General features: G+C 66.9%; 12 protein-coding genes. 6 read left to right on the forward strand and 6 right to left on the reverse strand.

The annotated features are described in order from the left end of the window. Positions 1 to 3: 3 nt before the first annotated feature. Together XINFAN_RS21635 and secA are read right to left on the reverse strand one after the other, a co-directional pair. Entirely contained in the window at positions 4 to 927 is a 924-nt protein-coding gene (locus tag XINFAN_RS21635; protein WP_160144546.1) for a hypothetical protein, read from the reverse strand. A gap of 151 nt (positions 928 to 1,078) precedes the next feature. Continuing rightward, complete coding sequence (gene secA / locus XINFAN_RS05585) at positions 1,079 to 3,793, reverse strand: preprotein translocase subunit SecA (protein ID WP_124085490.1); 2,715 nt, start codon at positions 3,791 to 3,793, stop codon at positions 1,079 to 1,081. Positions 3,794 to 3,990: 197 nt separating this feature from the next. On the opposite strand from secA, the gene XINFAN_RS05590 reads away from it, so the two are divergent. The 4 genes from XINFAN_RS05590 (at position 3,991) to XINFAN_RS21925 (ending at position 6,953) form a co-directional block, all read left to right on the forward strand. Beyond that, positions 3,991 to 4,833, forward strand: coding sequence for a peptidylprolyl isomerase (locus tag XINFAN_RS05590; RefSeq protein ID WP_435530849.1), 843 nt, complete (start codon positions 3,991 to 3,993; stop codon positions 4,831 to 4,833). Between the two features lie 133 nt (positions 4,834 to 4,966). Continuing rightward, a complete protein-coding gene (argJ, locus tag XINFAN_RS05595; RefSeq protein ID WP_435530855.1) occupies positions 4,967 to 6,226 on the forward strand; it encodes a bifunctional glutamate N-acetyltransferase/amino-acid acetyltransferase ArgJ in 1,260 nt (419 codons plus the stop codon). 83 nt (positions 6,227 to 6,309) lie between these two features. Further along, positions 6,310 to 6,708, forward strand: a complete 399-nt coding sequence (locus tag XINFAN_RS05600) for a (deoxy)nucleoside triphosphate pyrophosphohydrolase (protein ID WP_124085493.1) — start codon at positions 6,310 to 6,312, stop codon at positions 6,706 to 6,708. Between the two features lie 104 nt (positions 6,709 to 6,812). Next, entirely contained in the window at positions 6,813 to 6,953 is a 141-nt protein-coding gene (locus XINFAN_RS21925; protein ID WP_199286369.1) for a hypothetical protein, read from the forward strand. A gap of 145 nt (positions 6,954 to 7,098) precedes the next feature. On the opposite strand, the gene infB is transcribed toward XINFAN_RS21925, so the two are convergent. The 4 genes from infB to rimP are packed head-to-tail and all read right to left on the reverse strand — an operon-like array spanning position 7,099 to position 12,657. After that, positions 7,099 to 9,708, reverse strand: a complete 2,610-nt coding sequence (gene infB, locus XINFAN_RS05605; protein ID WP_124085494.1) for a translation initiation factor IF-2 — start codon at positions 9,706 to 9,708, stop codon at positions 7,099 to 7,101. Between the two features lie 5 nt (positions 9,709 to 9,713). Beyond that, complete coding sequence (locus XINFAN_RS05610; protein WP_124085495.1) at positions 9,714 to 10,361, reverse strand: RNA-binding protein; 648 nt, start codon at positions 10,359 to 10,361, stop codon at positions 9,714 to 9,716. Between the two features lie 22 nt (positions 10,362 to 10,383). Next, positions 10,384 to 12,015, reverse strand: coding sequence for a transcription termination factor NusA (nusA, locus tag XINFAN_RS05615; RefSeq protein WP_124085496.1), 1,632 nt, complete (start codon positions 12,013 to 12,015; stop codon positions 10,384 to 10,386). Positions 12,016 to 12,030: 15 nt separating this feature from the next. Further along, positions 12,031 to 12,657, reverse strand: a complete 627-nt coding sequence (gene rimP, locus XINFAN_RS05620; protein WP_124085497.1) for a ribosome maturation factor RimP — start codon at positions 12,655 to 12,657, stop codon at positions 12,031 to 12,033. Positions 12,658 to 12,979: 322 nt separating this feature from the next. On the opposite strand from rimP, the gene XINFAN_RS05625 reads away from it, so the two are divergent. Next, positions 12,980 to 14,749 (forward strand): autotransporter assembly complex protein TamA, encoded by a 1,770-nt coding sequence (locus XINFAN_RS05625; RefSeq protein ID WP_233352132.1) that lies wholly within the window; start codon positions 12,980 to 12,982, stop codon positions 14,747 to 14,749. Then, on the forward strand, positions 14,749 to 18,264 hold the full coding sequence (locus tag XINFAN_RS05630) for a translocation/assembly module TamB domain-containing protein (RefSeq protein WP_124085499.1): 3,516 nt from the start codon (positions 14,749 to 14,751) through the stop codon (positions 18,262 to 18,264). Before XINFAN_RS05625 ends, XINFAN_RS05630 begins: the two co-directional genes overlap by 1 nt. Positions 18,265 to 18,360: the final 96 nt, after the last annotated feature.

Here is an 18,360-nt window from a genome sequence, read left to right on the forward strand (position 1 = left end):
CCCCTAGTTCATGGCGGCGAGTGTCATCTCCGGCACGAGATTATTCAACACCAGAATGTCGCCGATGGCGTCGCAGCCCGGCATGGTCAGCGTCAGATCCTGGACGGTGACCCGGCCGGAGGAGAGGCTGACTGTCTCGCCCGCCAGTTCGCGGCCGCAGGTGGTGGCGGTCACGGCGGCTTCGACCACCGGGCGCACGCTGACGGCCTTGCCCGTGGGCCAGGTGTAGACCTCGGCCAGCATCGGCACCGGCAGGGCCGGGTCGCCGAGCCGCATCAGCGCCCCGCCCTCGGGCGAGGCCGCATTCCCGGCGTGAACATCGCCCGGGGCGCCGTAATCCGCGCCCTGTTCCAGCGCGTGAAGCTGGAAGGCGTCATCGGCCATCCACTGCACGGCGAAGCGGCGGTATCCGGTCAGATCGACCTTTGCCGCGGCGCTGGCGAAACCGCCGCCCTCCAGCAGGGCCGAGACCTGGCCCGCGGCCTCGAACGCCGGAAGATCGAGGCGCAGGCTGCCTTGCGTATCCAGCGCCGCGGCAATCACCAGGCCGCCGTGGCGCAGCGAGACGCTTTCTCCACCGTTGCACGGCGCGCTCAGCGAGAGCGAGAGCAGCGCGCCCGGGGCGGCAGCGACCGCCAGAGCGGGGGTGCAGTCGGGGGCGGCCGCGATCTCGGGAACGGGCGGCGGGGCGGTTTCCTTCGCTGCGGCCGGGGCGGGGCCTGTCAGCGAGGCGGCGGGCGGCAGCAGCGCCTTGCCTGCGGCCGGGGTGCCGGCATCGCTGGCCGCGACGGTTTCGATGCCCCGGATCGCCGCATGTGCCGGCTCAGAGGCGGGCCTGCCCGCGCCCATGGTCTGGACCAGATGCCCGGCCCCGAGTGCCACGAAAAGAACGGCGCCCGCGCGTAATGCCCTGCGTTTCGTGTTCATCTTCAAAAGCCCCGGAATCATAATGACTGAGGGGAAAATCGCGGTGAATCCGGGCTTTCCGATGGCGGGGGTGTGGAATGATTCCCGCCCCTGCGGCCCGGAAACGAAAAAGGGCGGCCGCGCCGCCCTTTTGCCGCCATGTTTCACAGGCTCAGGCCAGTTTGCCGTGGCAATGTTTGAACTTCTCGCCCGAGCCGCAGGGGCAGGGGTCGTTGCGGCCCGGATTGCCCCAGGTCGCGGGATCGGCCTCATTGAAACCGGCAAGCTGCGCCGCCGGGGCCTCGGGTTGCGGCGCGGGCGCGGGCAGTTCCGCAGCCTGGAGGCCCGTCTGGGCCTGCTGCTGCGCCAGCATCTGCGCCATCATCGTCTCCTGCTCCTCTTTGGTCAGGGGGCGGATGCGCGACAGTTGCTCGGTGACCTGGAGGCGCAGGCTTTCCAGCATCGATTCGAAAAGCTGGAAGGCCTCGGTCTTGTATTCGTTCAGCGGATCGCGCTGCGCATACTGGCGGAAATGGATCACCGAGCGCAGATGCTCCAGCCGCAGAAGATGCTCGCGCCATTTGGCGTCGATGGCCTGCAAAAGCACCTGCTTTTCGATTTGCAGCATGGTGGTTTCGCCGAAGGCTTCGGTTTTTTCCGCCATGTAGCGGTCGGAGTTCTCGATGATCCGCTCGGCCATGGCGGCCTGATCGACGCCTTCCTCGGCGGCCCATTCCGTGACCGGCATGTCCATGTTCAGCCGCTGGCGGCCCGCATCGCGCAGGCCTTCCAGATTCCAGGCGTCCGGATAGGTCTTGGGCGGCATGAATTCATCGACCATATCGTCGATGACGTGATGGCGCATGTCGGTGGCGATTTCCGAGACATGCTCGGCCTTGAGGATCTCAAGCCGCTGGCTGAAGATCGCCTTGCGCTGGTCGTTCATCACATCGTCGAAGCGCAAGAGCGATTTGCGCACGTCGAAGTTGCGGCCCTCGACCTTGGCCTGGGCTTTCTCCAGCGATTTGTTGACCCAGGGGTGAACGATGGCCTCGCCTTCCTTCATGCCGAGCGTCGAGAGGATCCTGTCCAGCCGGTCCGAGCCGAAAATCCGCATCAGATCATCTTCCAGCGACAGGAAGAACGCCGAGCGGCCCGGGTCGCCCTGACGGCCCGAACGGCCGCGCAACTGGTTGTCGATGCGGCGGCTTTCGTGCCGTTCGGTGGCAAGGACGAACAGGCCTCCAGCCTCCAGCACCTTCGCCTTTTCATCGGCATGTTCGGCTTCGATCCGGGCGCGCAAAGCCACCGGATCGGCTGCGGGATCGGCGGCCAGCGCCTCCATCACCTGCATCTCGATATTGCCGCCAAGCTGGATGTCGGTGCCGCGGCCCGCCATGTTGGTCGCGATGGTCACCGCGCCGAACCGGCCGGCATCGGCCACGATCTTCGCCTCCTGCTCGTGCTGGCGGGCGTTCAGCACATTGTGCGGAATGCCCTCTTTCTTCAGCATTTCCGACAGGGCCTCGGATTTCTCGATCGAGGTGGTGCCCACCAGCATCGGCTGGCCGCGGCCATGCGCCTCTTTGATCGAGACGACGATGCCGTCGAATTTCTCGCGCGCGGTGCGGTAGACCTGATCGTGTTCGTCCTTGCGCGCGACCGGGCGGTTGGTCGGGATCTCGACCACGCCGAGGCCGTAGATCTGCATGAATTCCTCGGCCTCGGTCGCGGCGGTGCCGGTCATGCCCGCCAGCTTTTCGTAAAGCCGGAAGTAGTTCTGGAACGTCACCGAGGCCATGGTCACGTTCTCGGGCTGTATCGCCACGCCCTCCTTGGCCTCGATGGCCTGGTGCAGACCATCGGACAGGCGGCGGCCCTTCATCATCCGGCCGGTGAATTCGTCGATCAGCACGATCTCGCCATCGCGGACGATGTAATGCTGGTCGCGGAAGAACATCTGATGCGCGCGCAGCGCCTGGTTGATGTGATGCACGATGGTCGTGCTTTCCGGCGCGAAGAGGTGCTGGCCCTCGGGCAGGATCCCGGCCTCGCTCAGCAGCGCCTCGATATGGTCGTTGCCGGCCTCGGTAAAGGTGACGTTGCGCTGCTTTTCGTCCAGGGTGAAATCGTCGGCGCCCAGATGCGGGATCAGCTTGTCGATCGAGACGTAAAGCTCGGAACGGTCCTGGGCCGGGCCGGAGATGATCAGCGGCGTGCGCGCCTCATCGACGAGGATCGAGTCCACCTCGTCGACGATGGCGTAGTAATGCCCGCGCTGCATCATCTCGTCGATCGAGCCCTTCATATTGTCGCGAAGGTAGTCGAAGCCCAGCTCGTTGTTGGTGGCATAGGTCACGTCGGCGGCATAGGCCGCGCGCTTCTCGGTATCGGGCTGCCAGGGGTAGACGACCCCGGTGGTCAGCCCCAGTCTGGTATGGACCTTGCCGATGGTGTCGGCGTCGCGTTTGGCCAGATAGTCGTTGACGGTGACGACATGCACCCCGCGCCCGGTCAGCGCGTTCAGGTAGGACGGGAAGGCCGCGACCAGCGTCTTGCCCTCGCCGGTGCGCATCTCGGCGATATTGCCCTGATGCAGGAAGATGCCGCCCATCAGCTGCACATCGAAAGCCCGCAGACCAAGGGCGCGCTTCGCCGCCTCGCGGCAGTTGGCGAAGGCCTCGGGCAGGATCTTTTCCAGGCTCTCGCCGTCTTGCTGCACGCGCTTCTGAAACTCGCGGGTCTTTCCGATCAGGCCCTCGTCGCTGAGCGCGGCATATTCCGCTTCCAGCGCGTTGATCCTTGCGACAAGCGGACGAACCGCTTTCACCTTGCGGTCATTGGGCGAGCCAAAAACCTTTTTCGCGAGCGTTCCCAGACCCAGCATGATCTCTCCGTGCGGCGGTTCTTGCGTGATCGTGTGAGGCTGTGACTTGCCCGCCCGCGGCGCCTTCCATAGAAATGCCCGGGAAGGTTCCCGGAGAAGGTTCGGGGTGCCCCGTTTCACGCGACTGTCGCGATGTAAGGGGTGCAGGGGCCATAGTCAACGTGCGCGGGTCGCGCGGCAGATCAGGAGTGGGTGATATGGCGAAACAGATGCGTCTCGGCGCGGCTTTTGCGGCGGTGCTCGCCGTGGCCGCCCCCGCCTGGGCCGAGGGCGAAAGCGCCGCGACCGTGGTGGCGAAGGTGAACGATACCGTGATCACGCTTGGCCAGATGATCGCCTTGCGCGAAAGCCTGCCCGAGCAATACCGCATGCTGCCCGACGATGTGCTGTTCAAGGGCATCCTCGATCAGCTGGTGCAGCAGGAGGTTCTGGCGCAGTCCGCCGGCGATCTGACCGCGCGCGACGCGGCCAATCTGGAGAACGACCGCCGCGGCTATCTGTCGGGCGTGGCCATCGGCAGGATCGCCACGGCGGCGGTGGACGATGCGGCGCTGCAAAAGGCCTATGACGAGAAATTCGCCGCCGCCGAGCCGCAAAAGGAATACAGCGCCGCGCATATCCTGGTGGAAACCGAGGCCGAGGCCAAAGAGCTGAAGACCCAGCTCGACGGCGGCGCGGATTTCGCCGAACTCGCGCGGACGAAATCGCTCGACACCGGATCGGGCGCGGCCGGGGGGGAACTGGGCTGGTTCGGCCTCGGCATGATGGTGAAACCCTTCGAGGATGCGGTGATCGCCGCAGCGCCGGGCAAGGTCGAGGGCCCCATCGAGACCCAGTTCGGCTGGCATCTGGTGCTGGTGCACGAGACGCGCGTCGCCGAGCAGCCGACGCTGGACGAGATCCGCGAGGATCTGGCCGCCGAGATCGAGACCGCCGCCATCGAGGCCCATATCAAGGGCCTGGCCGACGGCGCCGCCATCGAAAAACCGGGCGAGGGGCTGGACCCCGCGCTTCTGAAAAACACCAGCCTGATCGACTGAGGGCAGCGCCATGGCAAAGACCGACTGGAAGGCCGAAGTGAAGGCGCTGAAGAAAAAGGTCCGCAAGCTGAAGACGCGGGTGACCGATGCCGTGCTGCCGGTGGCGGTGAGCGTCTCGGACGCGGTGTCAGATATGGTGGCGCAGGCGGTGCAAAAGGCGAAACATCCGGTCTCGCCCCTGGCCCCCGCCGCGTTTCCGGCGCTGCCGCTGATCGCGGGGGCGGAGTTTTCCGCCCTCGGCGCCGGGATCAAATACCAGAACCGCAAGGATGTGATGCTGGTGCGGCTGGCGCCGGGCAGCGTGATCGCCGGGGCCTTCACCCGCTCGACCACCCGCTCGGCCTGCGTGCGCGACTGCGAGGCGAAGCTGGCGGCAAAGGTGCCCGCGGGCGCCGGTGCGGCCATTGTGGTGAACTCGGGCAATTCCAACGCCTTCACCGGCAAGCGCGGCGAGCAGGCGGTGGCGGCCGTCACCGGCGGCGTGGCCGAGGCGCTCGGCCTGCCCGCAAGCCGGGTGTTCTCGTCCTCGACCGGCGTGATCGGCGAGCCGCTGCCGCATGAGAAGATCACCGCGGTGATCGGCGATCTGGCGGCGGGCCTGTCGGAACAGGGCATCCAGATGGCCGCCGAGGCGATCATGACCACCGACACCTTCCCCAAAGGCGCCACCGCGACGGTGGAGGCCGAGGGCGGCGCGGTCCATATCGCCGGCATCGCCAAGGGCTCGGGCATGATCGCGCCGGATATGGCGACGATGCTGGTCTATATCTTCACCGATGCGAAGATCAGCCAGGCGAACCTGCAAAAACTGGTCTCGCGCCACCTCAGTGGCTCGTTCAACTCGATCACGGTGGACAGCGACACCTCGACCTCCGACACGCTGCTGGTCGCCGCGACCGGCCAGTCGCCCGCGGCCGAGCTGAAAGGCGCCGCGCTGAAAGCGTTCGAGACCGCGCTGGCCGCAGTGATGCAGGATCTGGCGCTCCAGGTGGTGCGCGACGGAGAGGGGGCCTCCAAGCTGATCGAGGTCCGGGTCTCGGGCGCGGCCAGCGACGAGGATGCCGCGAAAGTGGCCTTCGCCATCGCCAACTCGCCCCTGGTGAAAACCGCGGTGGCGGGCGAGGATCCGAACTGGGGCCGCATCGTCATGGCGGTGGGGAAATCCGGCGCCGCGGCTGAGCGCGACCGGCTGACCATCCGCTTCGGCGATATCCTGGTGGCGGAAAAGGGCTGGAAATCGCCCTCCTACACCGAAGAGGCCGGGGCGGAGTATATGAAGGGCCAGGAATTGCTGATCGACGTGAGCCTCGGAATGGGCCGCGCGAAGCGCACGGTCTGGACCTGCGATCTGACCAACCGCTACATCGAGATCAACGCGGATTACCGCTCCTGATCATTTTCTGTCTGTAAATATCCCGCAGGGGGCCCGGGGGACGCGAAGTCCCCCGGTTCCGCCGCGTCCGAGGAAAACCGCCGATGAAAACCATCCTCGTCTCTGCCGTCGCGCTGATCGACGCCGACGGCCGCGTGCTGCTCGCGCAGCGCCCGCCGGGCAAGAGCCTGGCCGGATTGTGGGAGTTCCCCGGCGGCAAGGTCGAGCCGGGCGAGACGCCCGAGGCCTGCCTGATCCGCGAGCTGAAAGAGGAACTGGGGATCGACACCTGGCAGTCCTGCCTCGCACCGCTGACCTTCGCCAGCCACAGCTACGACGACTTCCACCTGCTGATGCCGCTGTTCGCCTGCCGCAAATGGGAGGGCATTCCGGCCGCCCAGGAGGGCCAGACCCTCGCCTGGGTGGCGCCGGCAAAGCTGCGCGACTATCCGATGCCGCCCGCGGATCTGCCGCTGATCCCGATCCTGCGCGACTGGTTGTAGAAATTGCGCAATAATCTTAAAATTCAGCCCATATTTTGATTGTTTTCTGACGCAATTCGCCGTTTATTTCTACTGTAAGGAGAAAATGCCTGAAGGGGGGCACCATGCTGCGGACCATTTCGATCGGCAACCATATCTCGGTGCAGGGGCTTTTCGTTTCGCAGGGGCCTGACGGCAAGATTGCGGTCAGCGTCGACAACCGGGTCTATGTCGGCACTCCGGTGCAGCCGGTGCGCCAGTCCTGACATCATTCCATCCCGCCTGGCGGGGCCGGAGCAACAGAAAAGGGCCGGGATTTCCCGGCCCTTTCTGCATTCCGTCTGTATCCTGAGGCCTGGGACGAACCGGGGGCTGCCCCCCGGTTTCCCGGCGCGTCAGGCCCCCGGCGCGTCAGGCCAGCGTGCGCTGGACCTCTTCGCGTTCGAAGATCTCGATCACGTCGCCCGCGCGGACATCCTCGTAGCGCTCGAAGGCCATACCGCATTCCTGGCCGGCATAGACCTCTTTCACCTCGTCCTTGAAGCGTTTGAGCGTCTTCAGCGTGCCCTCGTGGATCACCACGTTGTCGCGCAGAAGCCGCACGCCCGCCGAACGCCGCGCCACGCCTTCGGTGACCTGGCAGCCCGCCACGTTGCCGGTGCCCGTGATGCGGAAGACTTCGAGGATCTTCGCATAGCCGATGAAATGCTCGCGGATCTCGGCCTTGAGCTTGCCCGACGCCGCTTCCTTCATATCATCCAACAGATCGTAGATGATCGAATAATAGCGGATCTCGACGCCTTTTTGCGAGGCCGAGCCACGCGCGGTCGCATTGGCGCGGACGTTGAAGGCCAGGATCGGCGCGCCCGAGGCATCGGCCAGACCCACATCGGAATCGGTGATGGCACCAACGCCGTAATGCAGGATCCGGATCCGGACCTCTTCATTGCCGACCTTTTCCAGCGCCTGAACGATGGCTTCGGCAGAACCCTGGACGTCAGCCTTCACGATCACCGGGATCTCGACCACATCCTTGTCGGCCTTGGCCTTGGCCATCAGCTGTTCAAGCGTGGTCGCGGCACCGGCGGCGGCGCGTTTGTCCTTCGAGGCCTTCTCGCGGTAATCCGCGATCTCGCGGGCCTGGGCTTCCGAGTTCACCACGTCGAGCGTGTCGCCTGCCGATGGCGTTCCATCAAGGCCAAGCACCTCGACCGGGACCGAGGGACCAGCCTCGGTGACGGTTTCGCCCTTGTCATTGATAAGCGCGCGGACCTTGCCCCATTTCTCGCCGACCGAGAAAATGTCGCCCTTCTTCAGCGTGCCGTTCTGCACCAGGACGGTGGCGACCGGGCCGCGGCCGACATCCAGCTTGGCCTCGATCACTGCGGCGCGGGCCGAGCGGTTCGGGTTCGCTTTCAGATCCAGCAATTCGGCCTGAAGCGCGATGGCTTCCAGCAGGCTGTCAATGCCCTGGCCGGTATGGGCCGAGACCTCGATATCCTGCACCTCGCCCGACATCGCCTCGACGACGACTTCGTGCTGGAGCAGATCGGTGCGGACCTTGGTCGGGTTCGCCGATGGCTTGTCGATCTTGTTGATCGCCACGATCATCGGGACGCCAGCCGCTTTCGCGTGGTTGATCGCCTCGATGGTCTGCGGCATCACGGCGTCATCGGCCGCAACCACCAGCACCACGATATCGGTGACATGCGCGCCGCGGGCCCGCATGGAGGTAAAGGCCGCGTGGCCAGGCGTATCGAGGAAGGTGATGACCTGCCCGTTCGGCGCTTTGACCTGATAGGCGCCGATATGCTGGGTGATGCCCCCGGCCTCGCCCGTGGCCACATTGGCCTTGCGGATCCGGTCCAGAAGCGAGGTCTTGCCGTGGTCGACATGGCCCATGATGGTCACGATCGGCGGGCGCGAGACCAGATCCTCGGCCTTGTCCTCGACCGAGTCGATGGCCTGTTCCACATCGGCATCGGTGACACGGACGGCGCGGTGGCCGAATTCCTCGATCACCAGTTCCGCCGTATCGGCATCGATCACTTGGTTCATCGTGACCATCATGCCCATTTTCATCAGCGATTTGACGACATCGGCGGCGCGTTCGGCCATCCGGTTCGCCAGTTCGCTGACCACGATGGTTTCGGGCAGCTGCACGTCGCGCACCTGCTTTTCAGCCTTCTGGCCGAAGCCCATGGCTTTTTGCCGGGCTTTTTCCTGCTTGCGCTTCATCGCGGCGAGGCTGCGCTGGCGGCCGCCGTCTTCCGAGGTGGCAGCGGAAAGCGTCAGCTTGCCGGTCCGCCGGCCCTCGTCGCCACGGCGCGCGGCGCCGCGGTCGGTTTCGCGGTTCTCGCGCTCGCGGTCGGTCTTGCGCGGCGTGGTGCCGGGGCGCGGGCCGCCGGCGGCAGGGCCTTCGGCCGCGGCGCCCGGACGCGGGCGGCTCTGGCCGGCGCCACGATCGCCGGGAACTTCGGCTTCGGCCGGTTTGGCGGCCGGCGCGGGGGCCGCGGGCTGGCGACGCTGGGTGCCCAGCACGTCGGCCTTGCGGGCAGCGGCGCGGTTCTTCGCCTCTTCCTCGGCCTCGCGCTTCTGGCGCTCTTCCTCTTCGGCGCGGGCGCGCAGCGCGGCTTCGCGCTGGCGGTCCTCGCGTTCCTTGGTCTCGATTTCCTCGCGGCGGCGCTGGCGCTCTTCCTCGCGCTCACGCTCTTCGGCGGCGCGTTTCGCGGCCTCTTCCTGCTCGCGGGCCTTGGCCTGACGCAAAGCGTCAAGCCGGCGCTGCATCTCGGCGTCCGAGATGCCGGCAGGGCGTTTCGAGGGGTCACCCAGATGGGAGGCGCCCGATGAGCCCCCCCCGGCGGGAGCGCCCGGCTTGGCCGGGTTGGGCACCACAACGCGCTTGCGCTTGGTCTCTACGACCACAGCATGGGTCCGTCCGTGCGAGAAGCTTTGCTTCACCGAACCGGAACGGGGGCCGCCACCAAGCCCGAGGGGTTTCTTGCCGTCAGTATCGCTCATCCGTCCTACATATCCTTCCCGGCGGAAATCCCGCCGACCTGCCTGCCGGTTTCCGCGCCCGCTGGCGCTCTCAACCCGGCAAGCCTTGCCGCTTCCTCTACAACGCGTTCGCTGAGTCCACCAGCCGCAAGCGCCGCGTGTATTGCACGTTCGCGCCCGAAAGCCAAACCGATTTCCCCTGCCGAAAGCCAGGAAATCAGCCTGTTTTCCCCTTCGGGCGGCCGCAGCTTGCTTTTCCCGCGTTCCGATCCGTCCTCTGCCTGGATCAGGACGCGTCCGCGCCCGCTCACCAGCCAGTCCTTAACCTTCTCGTAACCCGTCACCGCGTCGCCCGCCTTACGCGCAAGCGACAGAAGATCAACCACCCGCCGCGCCAGCAGGGCCTCGACCGTATCGGCCAGATCCGCCGGCGCCTTCACCGGCGCCCGCGCCGCGCGGGCGAACAGCCCCTTCTTCGCGGCCTTCTCGATCAGCCCGCGCGAGGCCGAGACATATATGCCCCGCCCCGGCAGCCGGCCCGTGATATCGGGCACCACCTCGCCTTCGGGTCCGACAACGAAACGGACGAGGCCGGCTTTCGGCCCCGTCTCGCCGGAAACGATACATTTCCGTTCCGGCTCGTCCCGCAATTTGTCCCGGCCGCCGCGCGTCATCGCGGATCCCCGAGGCCTGGGATCAGGCCCCGGCCTCCTCTTCGTCGTCGCTGGTCTCGCTCTCGCCGGCCTCTTCCTCTTCAGCGGGCATTGCCGCGGTCGGATCGACCCAGCCCAGCATGACCCGCGCGGTCATCACCAGGGTCTGCGCCTCTTCCAGCGACATATCGAATTTTTCGAGAATGCCTTCGTCCTTCTTGCGCTGGCCGTTCTCGGTCGTCCAGCCGCCTGCCAGTTCCCAGTCGGCGCAGGTGGCGAAATCTTCCAGCGTCCTGATGCCGTCCTTGCCGAGCGCCTCAAGCATCTGGGGGGTGAGCCCCTCGAATTCAATGAGGCTTTCCTCGACGCCCATGGCGCGGGCGGCTTCCAGAGCCTTTTTCGCCTGCTCTTCCAGATAGTCGCGGGCGCGGGCCTGGAGTTCCTCGGCGGTGCCTTCGTCGAAGCCGTCGATCGACAGAAGCTCGTCCTGCTCGACATAGGCGACTTCTTCCAGATTGGTGAAGCCCTCGGCGACCAGAAGCTGCGCCATCATCTCGTCGACATCCAGCGTCTCCATGAAGAGGGCGGTGCGTGCGGCGAATTCGGCCTGGCGGCGCTGCGATTCCTCGGCTTCGGTCAGGATGTCGATATCCAGCGCCGTCAGCTGCGAGGCAAGCCGCACGTTCTGACCGCGCCGGCCGATGGCGAGCGAGAGCTGCTCGTCGGGGACCACGACCTCGATCTTGCCGCCGTCCTCGTCGAAGACCACTTTCGAGACCTGGGCCGGTTGCAGCGCGTTCACGAGGAAGGTCGCGTGATCCTGGTTCCACGGAATGATGTCGATCTTCTCGCCCTGAAGCTCGTTCACCACGGCCTGGACGCGGCTGCCGCGCATACCGACGCAGGCGCCGACCGGGTCGATGGAGTTGTCGTAGCTGATCACGGCGATCTTCGCGCGCGAGCCCGGGTCGCGGGCCACGGCCTTGATCTCGATGATGCCGTCGTAGATCTCGGGCACTTCCATCTTGAACAGTTCCGCCATGAACTGCGGATCGGTGCGCGACAGGAAGACCTGGGGTCCGCGGACCTCGCGGCGCACGTCCTTGATGTAGCAGCGGATGCGGTCGCCGATGCGATAGGCCTCGCGGCCGATCTTCTCGTTGCGGCGCAGGATGCCCTCGCCGCGGCCGATGTCGACGATGACGTTGCCGTATTCCTCGCGCTTGACGGCGCCGTTGATGATGGTGCCCTTGCGGTCCCTGAACTCGTCATACTGGCGGTCGCGCTCGGCCTCGCGCACCTTTTGCAGGATCACCTGCTTGGCGGATTGCGCGGCGATGCGGCCCAGATCGACCGGGGGAACCTCGTCGGTGATCTCGTCGCCGATCTGCGGATCCTTCAGGTAATCCTTCGCCTGTTTGACGGTCAGCTGGGCGTGGTAATTCTCGACCGCATCGTCCTCGACCACGGTGCGCACCCGGGTGAAGCTCGCCCGGCCGGTCTTGCGGTCGATGGCGACGCGGATGTCCATATCGGCGCCGTAACGCGATTTGGCGGCACGGGCGAGGCTGTCCTCCATCGCCTGGATCACCAGATCCGGGTCGATCATCTTTTCGCGCGCCACCGCCTCGGCGGTTTGCAGAAGCTCAAGCTGGTTGGCCGAAGTGATTGCCATGGGTCTCACCCTGTCTCAGTGTTTCGTGCCGGGAACGGCGTCGTCGTCCCCGTCGATGTCATCCGTCTCGTCGGTCTCTTCGATCTCGTCGAAGCCGCCGTCCTCGGGCAGGTCCACCTTCTTCTGCCGCAGCATCTCGGCGATCAGCGCGTCCGAGAGGATCAGCTTGGCATCCGAGAGCCAGTCGAAATTCAGCCCGATGATCACCGGCGCGCCGTGATCCTCGATCTCGATCAGCACCTCTTCGGCCTCGACGCCCTTCAGATCGCCCTTGAAGCGGCGGCGGCCGTCGATCAGTTCGCTGGTCTCGATTCTCGCTTCCCAGCCGGCCCAGGTGTCGAAATCCTTCAGCCGGGTCAGCGGCCGGTCGATGCCGGGGGACGAAACCTCCAGAACGTAATTTTCCTCGATCGGGTCTTCCACGTCCAGCACGGCGGAAACCGCGGTCGAAATCCTGCTGCAATCCTCGACGCCGATGCCGCCGTCGGGGCGGTCGGCCATGATCTGAAGGGTGCGCTGCACCTTGCCGTGGCCGCCCATCAGCCGCAGGCGGATCAGCTCGTATCCCAGTCCTTCGATCACCGGGCCGACGATGTCGGCCAGCCGGCGGTCGATGGCGGTCTTGGCGATAAGATCACTCATGGGTATCCCAAAACGAAAAAGCGGGCCAGCGGCCCGCTTACTTTTCCGGTAGTTCCGGGCCGGACCCGAAACCGCTGTTGCAAGCCATATACGCAGGAAAAACCGGCTTTGCAAGCCTTCAAAGCAACGGGCGCCGGGGGTTGTGCGTTATGCCCCCGTGCGGTTCGCCGGCGCGCCGACAGCATCTTGCGGGAAAGGGCGCCGGGAGCCGCGAAATCTGCGGTGGGGTGTTGCTCTCTCCGCTTCATTCGCCATTATGGTCGGGCCAGTCGGAGGGTATGATTTGCGTCGCTTTTTCCAGTGTCAGGGGGGCCGCAGGGCCTTGCTTTCGGGGGCCGTGCTGGCCCTGAGCCTGATGTCCGCCCAGGCGCTGGACCGGCTGGATTTCGTGGTTGCGGGCGGAGACGAGGCTCTGGAGCGCACCGTCCGCCGCGCCTCGCTGCTGATCGCGCAGCAAAGCGACAATCAGACCGACCCCGAGGATCTTTTCACCGCCGCCCGCGCCGATTACGGCCGGATTCTTGGCGCGCTTTACGCCGAGGGGCATTATTCCGCGGTGATCCGCATCGCCATCGACGGGCGCGAGGCCGCGGGAATCGCGCCTCTCGACGTGCCGGGGCGGATCGGCACGATTGCCGTTTTCGTCGATCCCGGGCCGCGGTTCCGCTTTTCGCAAACGGTGGTCGCGCCGCTGGCGCCACGCACCGAACTGCCCGAAGGGTTCCGCCCCGGCGAGACTGCCGCCTCGGGCGTGATCGGCGAGGCGGTGGACACGGCGGTGCTGGCCTGGCGCGAGGCCAGCCACGCCAAGGCCCGCGTCAGCCGCGAGGATATCGTCGCGAACCACGCCAGCCAGACGCTTTCCGCCGATATCGCTCTTGCCCCCGGCCCGGCGCTGCGCTTCGGCCCGGTCACGGTGAAGGGCGCCGAGCGGATGCGGGTGCAGCGCATCCTCAAGATCGCCGGGCTGCGCGAGGGCACGAAATTCAGCCAGACCGAGCTTGACCGCGCCGCGAACCGGCTGCGCCGGACGGGGGTGTTCTCGTCCGTCAGCCTGGCGGAAAGCGAGACGGTGCTGAACGGCGGCCTGCTGCCGATCGAGATCACCGTGGCCGAGCAGAAGCCGCGGCGCTATTCGGTCGGGGCGGAACTCTCGTCGGTGGATGGCGTCGCGCTGACCGGCTACTGGCTGCACCGCAACCTGATGGGCGGGGCCGAGCGGCTGCGCCTCGACGGAGCGATCACCAATATCGGCTCGGGCGAGAGCGGGGTCGATTACGAATTCGGCGTCTCCATCGACCGCCCGGCCACGCTGACGCCCGACACCACCGCCGGGCTGATGGCGAAGATCGGCCATCTGGACGAAATCGACTACGACGCCGATTACGCCGAATTCGGCCTGACCTTCACGCAGTATTTCTCGGAACAACTGACGCTGCGGGGCGGGTTCTCGTTTGAATATGTGCAGGGCACCGATCCGACCGGCGATTTCCGCTACCGCAACCTCTCGCTGCCCTTCGGCGTGACCTGGGACCGGCGCGACAGCACCACCGACGCGCTGCGCGGCTTCTATATCGACGGCACGGCGAAGCCGTTCTACGGCCTCGGCACCACCGGATCGGGGGCGCGGCTGACGCTGGACATGCGCGGCTACCGCAGTTTCAGCGATCAGCGCTTCACCGTGGCCGCGCGGCTCCAGGGCGGCGCGATTCTCGGCAGCGAATTGCTGGAGACACCGCGCGACGATCTGTTCTTCTCGGGCGGCGGCGGCACGGTGCGCGGCCAGCCTTACCGCTCGCTCGGCATCGCGGTGCCGGACGGGATGGGCGGCACCTATCTGATCGGCGGCACCGAATTCGCCGCCGCCTCGATGGAGTTGCGCGCGCGCTTCGGCACCAGCTGGGGCGGGGTGGCCTTCGTGGATGCGGGCTATGTCGGCGCCGATGGCAGCAGCGATTCGCATGCCGGGGCCGGAATCGGGGTGCGCTACGAGACCGGCTTCGGTCCGATCCGCTTCGACGTGGCGGCGCCCGTCAGCGGCGACACCGACGACGGGGTGCAGATCTATATCGGGCTGGGGCAGGCATTCTGATGCGCAAGGTTCTTCTCCCCCTCTTCCTAGTCCTGACCCCCGCCGCGGCGAGCGCCGACGACCGCGGCTATCTGACCGCGCTTTTGGAGGACAACCTCTCGGGCGCGGGCCGCCAGGTCACGATCACCGGCTTTGCCGGGGCCTTGTCCTCGCGCGCGACGATTCAGCAACTGACCATCGCCGACGACGAGGGCATCTGGATCACGCTTGACGATGTGGTGCTGGACTGGAGCCGCACCGCCCTTCTGTCGGGCCAGGTCATCGTCAACGAATTGTCCGCCAGCGCGATCACCATGGAGCGGATCCCCACGGGGGACCCGGATCAGACCACGCCCGAGGCGGGAACCTTTGAGTTTTCTCTGCCCGAACTGCCGGTTTCCATCGACATCGGCGAGGTGCGGGCCGACCGGATCGTGCTGGGCGCGCCGGTGCTGGGCCAGCCATTGGAAGGCACGCTCTCGGCCAAGGTGCATCTGGCCGGCGGCGAGGGCAATGCCTCGGTGCTGATCGAGCGCAAAGACGATGGCCCCGAGGGGCGGATCGCGCTTGAGGGCAGCTATGCCAACGAGACCGGGCGGCTGGTCCTCGACCTTGATGCGCGCGAGGGCGCGGGCGGGATCGTCGCTTCGGCGCTGGATCTGCCCGGGGCGCCGCCCGCGGCGCTGACCCTGAAGGGCGAGGGCACGTTCAACGATTTCGCCGCCGAATTCCGGCTGGAAAGCGACGGCGACGAGCGGCTTGCGGGGCCGATCTCGGTCAAGACCGCCGAGGACGGCACCCGCGGTTTCGCGGCGCGGCTGTCGGGCAATCCGGCGCCTTTGTTCCTGCCGGAATATGCCGAGTTCCTGGGCGAGGATCTGAAACTCGACGTGACCGGCGCGCGTTCCCCGACCGGCACGCTGTCGCTGGACGAATTGCTGCTGGAAGCGCGTTCGCTGAATCTTTCGGGCAAGCTGCGGCTGGCGCCCGACGGGCTGCCGGAACTGCTGGACATCACCGCCTCGGTCGCCGATCCGGCCGGGGGCGAGGTGCTGCTGCCGACTTCGGGTCCGGTCGAGACCCGGATCAGACGCGCCGATCTGGTGCTGGCTTTCGATGCCACGCAGGATTCGGGCTGGTCGGCGCGGGTGGATCTGGCCGGGTTGAACCGCCCCGATCTGACGGTGGAGCGCGCCGGGCTGCGGGGCTCGGGGCGGCTTGACCGCGCGGCCGGGCGTCGCGGCGTGGGCGGCACGCTTCTGTTCGACATGACCGGCCTCGGCGGGCTGGACCCGGCGCTGGTGACGGCGCTTGGCGAAAGGTTCGACGGCCGCGCGGTGTTCTCCTGGCGCGAGGGCGCCGGGCGGCTTGCGATCCCGCAGATCACCCTGACGGGCGCCGATTATGGCCTGAACGGCGGCATCTGGATCGAGGGGCTGGGCGAGGCGCTGAAAACCCGGCTGCGGCTGGAGGTCGATGCCAGCGACCTGTCGCGCTTCTCGGGCCTCGCGGGGCGCCCGCTGGGCGGCGCGGCAGAGGTCGGGCTGCGCGGCGAGGTCTCACCGCTGACCGGCGCCTTCGATCTGGTGCTCGATGTGACGGGGCAGGGGCTGACCAGCGGAATCGCTGAGGCCGACCGGCTGCTGGCGGGGCGTTCGGCGATCACGGCTTCGGTTCTGCGCGACACCACCGGCACCGAGTTGCGCTCTTTCACCGCCTCGGCGGCGACGCTGAACGTCACCGGCCAGGGCAGGCTGCAAAGCTCGGGCGCCAGCCTGACCGGCAATATCGTCTGGGCCAGTCTCGCCGATCTGGGGCCGAACTACGGCGGCAGCCTCAACGTCGCGGGCGGGTTCGACGGCACCCTCCAGGACGGGCTGATCACGCTGACCGGCCAGGGCGACGGGCTGCGCATCGGCCAGGCCGAGGTCGACCGGCTGATCGCGGGCCGTTCCGACATCGCCTTGAAGCTCGCCCTTCTGGATGGCGCTCCGGTGCTGCGCGACCTGAACCTGACCTCGCCGAATCTGAGCGCCGAGGTGGCGGGCGAGGGCGATTCCGGCGCGATGCGGGTCTCGGGGCGGCTGAGCGATCTGGCGCTGCTGGCGCCCGACTTCCCCGGCCCGGTCACGCTTTCCGGGCGGCTCACCCCGCGGGGCAGCGATTTCGACGCCGATCTGCGGGTGACCGGCCCGGCGGGGATCGACGCGCGGGTGAACGGCCGCATCGGTGCGGTGCCCGATCTCGCGATCAGCGGCACCGGCGAGGCGGCGGTCGCGAATGCGCTGACCGATCCGGTGACTTTGGGCGGCAGGCTCGGCTACGACATCCGGCTTTCCGGGGGCTGGGCGCCGCAGAATGCCACGGGCCGCGTCACCTTGTCGGGCGGCCAGGTGGCGGTGCCTGCGCGCGGGCTGTCGCTCGACAGCGTGGCGGCCACGGCGGATCTGTCGGGCGGCACCGCGCGGCTGGCGCTGACCGCCAGCGCGGCGCGCGGCGGCGGGTTGCGGCTGGACGGCCCGCTGGGGCTGGTCGCGCCCTACAATGCCGATCTGTCGCTGCGGATGGAGCGGCTGCGGCTGCGCGATCCCGAGCTTTACGACACCACCCTCGACGCGGTGCTGCAACTGAGCGGCCCGCTTCTGGGCGCCGCGCGGCTGACCGGTCGGGTGGTGCTGGACGAGACCGAGCTGCGGGTGCCTTCGACCGGCTTCGCCTCGGCCGCCGATCTGGAGGCGATCTCGCATGTGAACGACCGCGCCGAAGTGCGGGCCACCCGGGCGCGGGCCGGGGTCGGCGCGGCTTCGGGCGGCGGCACCGGGGCTGCGGGCGGGTTGCCGGGCTGGCTGCTCGACGTGGTGATCGCGGCGCCGAACCGCGTCTTTGTGCGCGGCCGTGGCCTTGACGCCGAGCTCGGCGGCGAGATCCGCATCGGCGGCAGTCTGAACAACATCATCCCCTCGGGCGCGCTGGATCTGGTGCGCGGGCGGCTCGACATTCTCGGCAAGCGCCTGGTGCTGGACGAGGCGAGCCTGGTGCTGGAGGGCAGTTTCATCCCCTACATCACCTTCGTCGCGACCAATGTCACCGAGGATGTGACCAGCATCGTCACCATCGAGGGTCCGGCGAACGATCCGGTGGTGACCTTCTCGTCCGACCCGGAACTGCCGCAGGAGGAAGTGCTGGCCTGGCTCTTGTTCGGGCGCGGGCTGGACACGATCTCGGCCTTCCAGGCGGCGCAGCTCGCCAATGCGGTGGCGACGCTGGCGGGGCGCGGCGGCGAGGGCATCGTCAGCAAGTTGCGGCGCGGCTTCGGGGTGGACGATCTGGATGTGAATACCGCCGCCGACGGGACCACCTCGGTCAGCGCCGGGAAATATATCTCGGACAATGTCTATACCGAATTCGGCGTCGATCAGAGCGGTAATACCAGGGTCAATCTCAACCTGGATCTGCGGCCCGGGGTGACGGTCAAGGGGCGCGTCGATTCGGATGGCAGCAGCGGGATCGGCCTTTTCCTCGAACGCGATTACTGAAAGCAGCTACTCTGTTTTTCAGGAAAAACCCCGGCCTTTGCGGTCCGGGGTTTTTTCATTGGTTTTTTCATTCCGCAATCCAAATGAAAAAGGGCC

The sequence above is a fragment of the Pseudogemmobacter humi genome, assembly GCF_900609055.1.
GTDB classification, from domain to species: Bacteria; Pseudomonadota; Alphaproteobacteria; order Rhodobacterales; family Rhodobacteraceae; genus Pseudogemmobacter; species Pseudogemmobacter humi.

Excerpts from the sequence above, each read along its gene's own strand:
- XINFAN_RS05630 (WP_124085499.1), top strand. The coding sequence starts at position 14,749 with ATGCGCAAGGTTCTTCTCCCCCTCTTCCTAGTCCTGACCCCCGCCGCG.
- argJ (WP_435530855.1), top strand. The coding sequence starts at position 4,967 with ATGGTGGCGCAGGCGGTGCAAAAGGCGAAACATCCGGTCTCGCCCCTG.
- XINFAN_RS05610 (WP_124085495.1), bottom strand. The coding sequence starts at position 10,361 with ATGACGCGCGGCGGCCGGGACAAATTGCGGGACGAGCCGGAACGGAAA.
- XINFAN_RS21925 (WP_199286369.1), top strand. The coding sequence starts at position 6,813 with ATGCTGCGGACCATTTCGATCGGCAACCATATCTCGGTGCAGGGGCTT.
- nusA (WP_124085496.1), bottom strand. The coding sequence starts at position 12,015 with ATGGCAATCACTTCGGCCAACCAGCTTGAGCTTCTGCAAACCGCCGAG.
- rimP (WP_124085497.1), bottom strand. The coding sequence starts at position 12,657 with ATGAGTGATCTTATCGCCAAGACCGCCATCGACCGCCGGCTGGCCGAC.
- XINFAN_RS05590 (WP_435530849.1), top strand. The coding sequence starts at position 3,991 with ATGGCGAAACAGATGCGTCTCGGCGCGGCTTTTGCGGCGGTGCTCGCC.
- secA (WP_124085490.1), bottom strand. The coding sequence starts at position 3,793 with ATGCTGGGTCTGGGAACGCTCGCGAAAAAGGTTTTTGGCTCGCCCAAT.
- XINFAN_RS21635 (WP_160144546.1), bottom strand. The coding sequence starts at position 927 with ATGAACACGAAACGCAGGGCATTACGCGCGGGCGCCGTTCTTTTCGTG.
- XINFAN_RS05600 (WP_124085493.1), top strand. The coding sequence starts at position 6,310 with ATGAAAACCATCCTCGTCTCTGCCGTCGCGCTGATCGACGCCGACGGC.
- infB (WP_124085494.1), bottom strand. The coding sequence starts at position 9,708 with ATGAGCGATACTGACGGCAAGAAACCCCTCGGGCTTGGTGGCGGCCCC.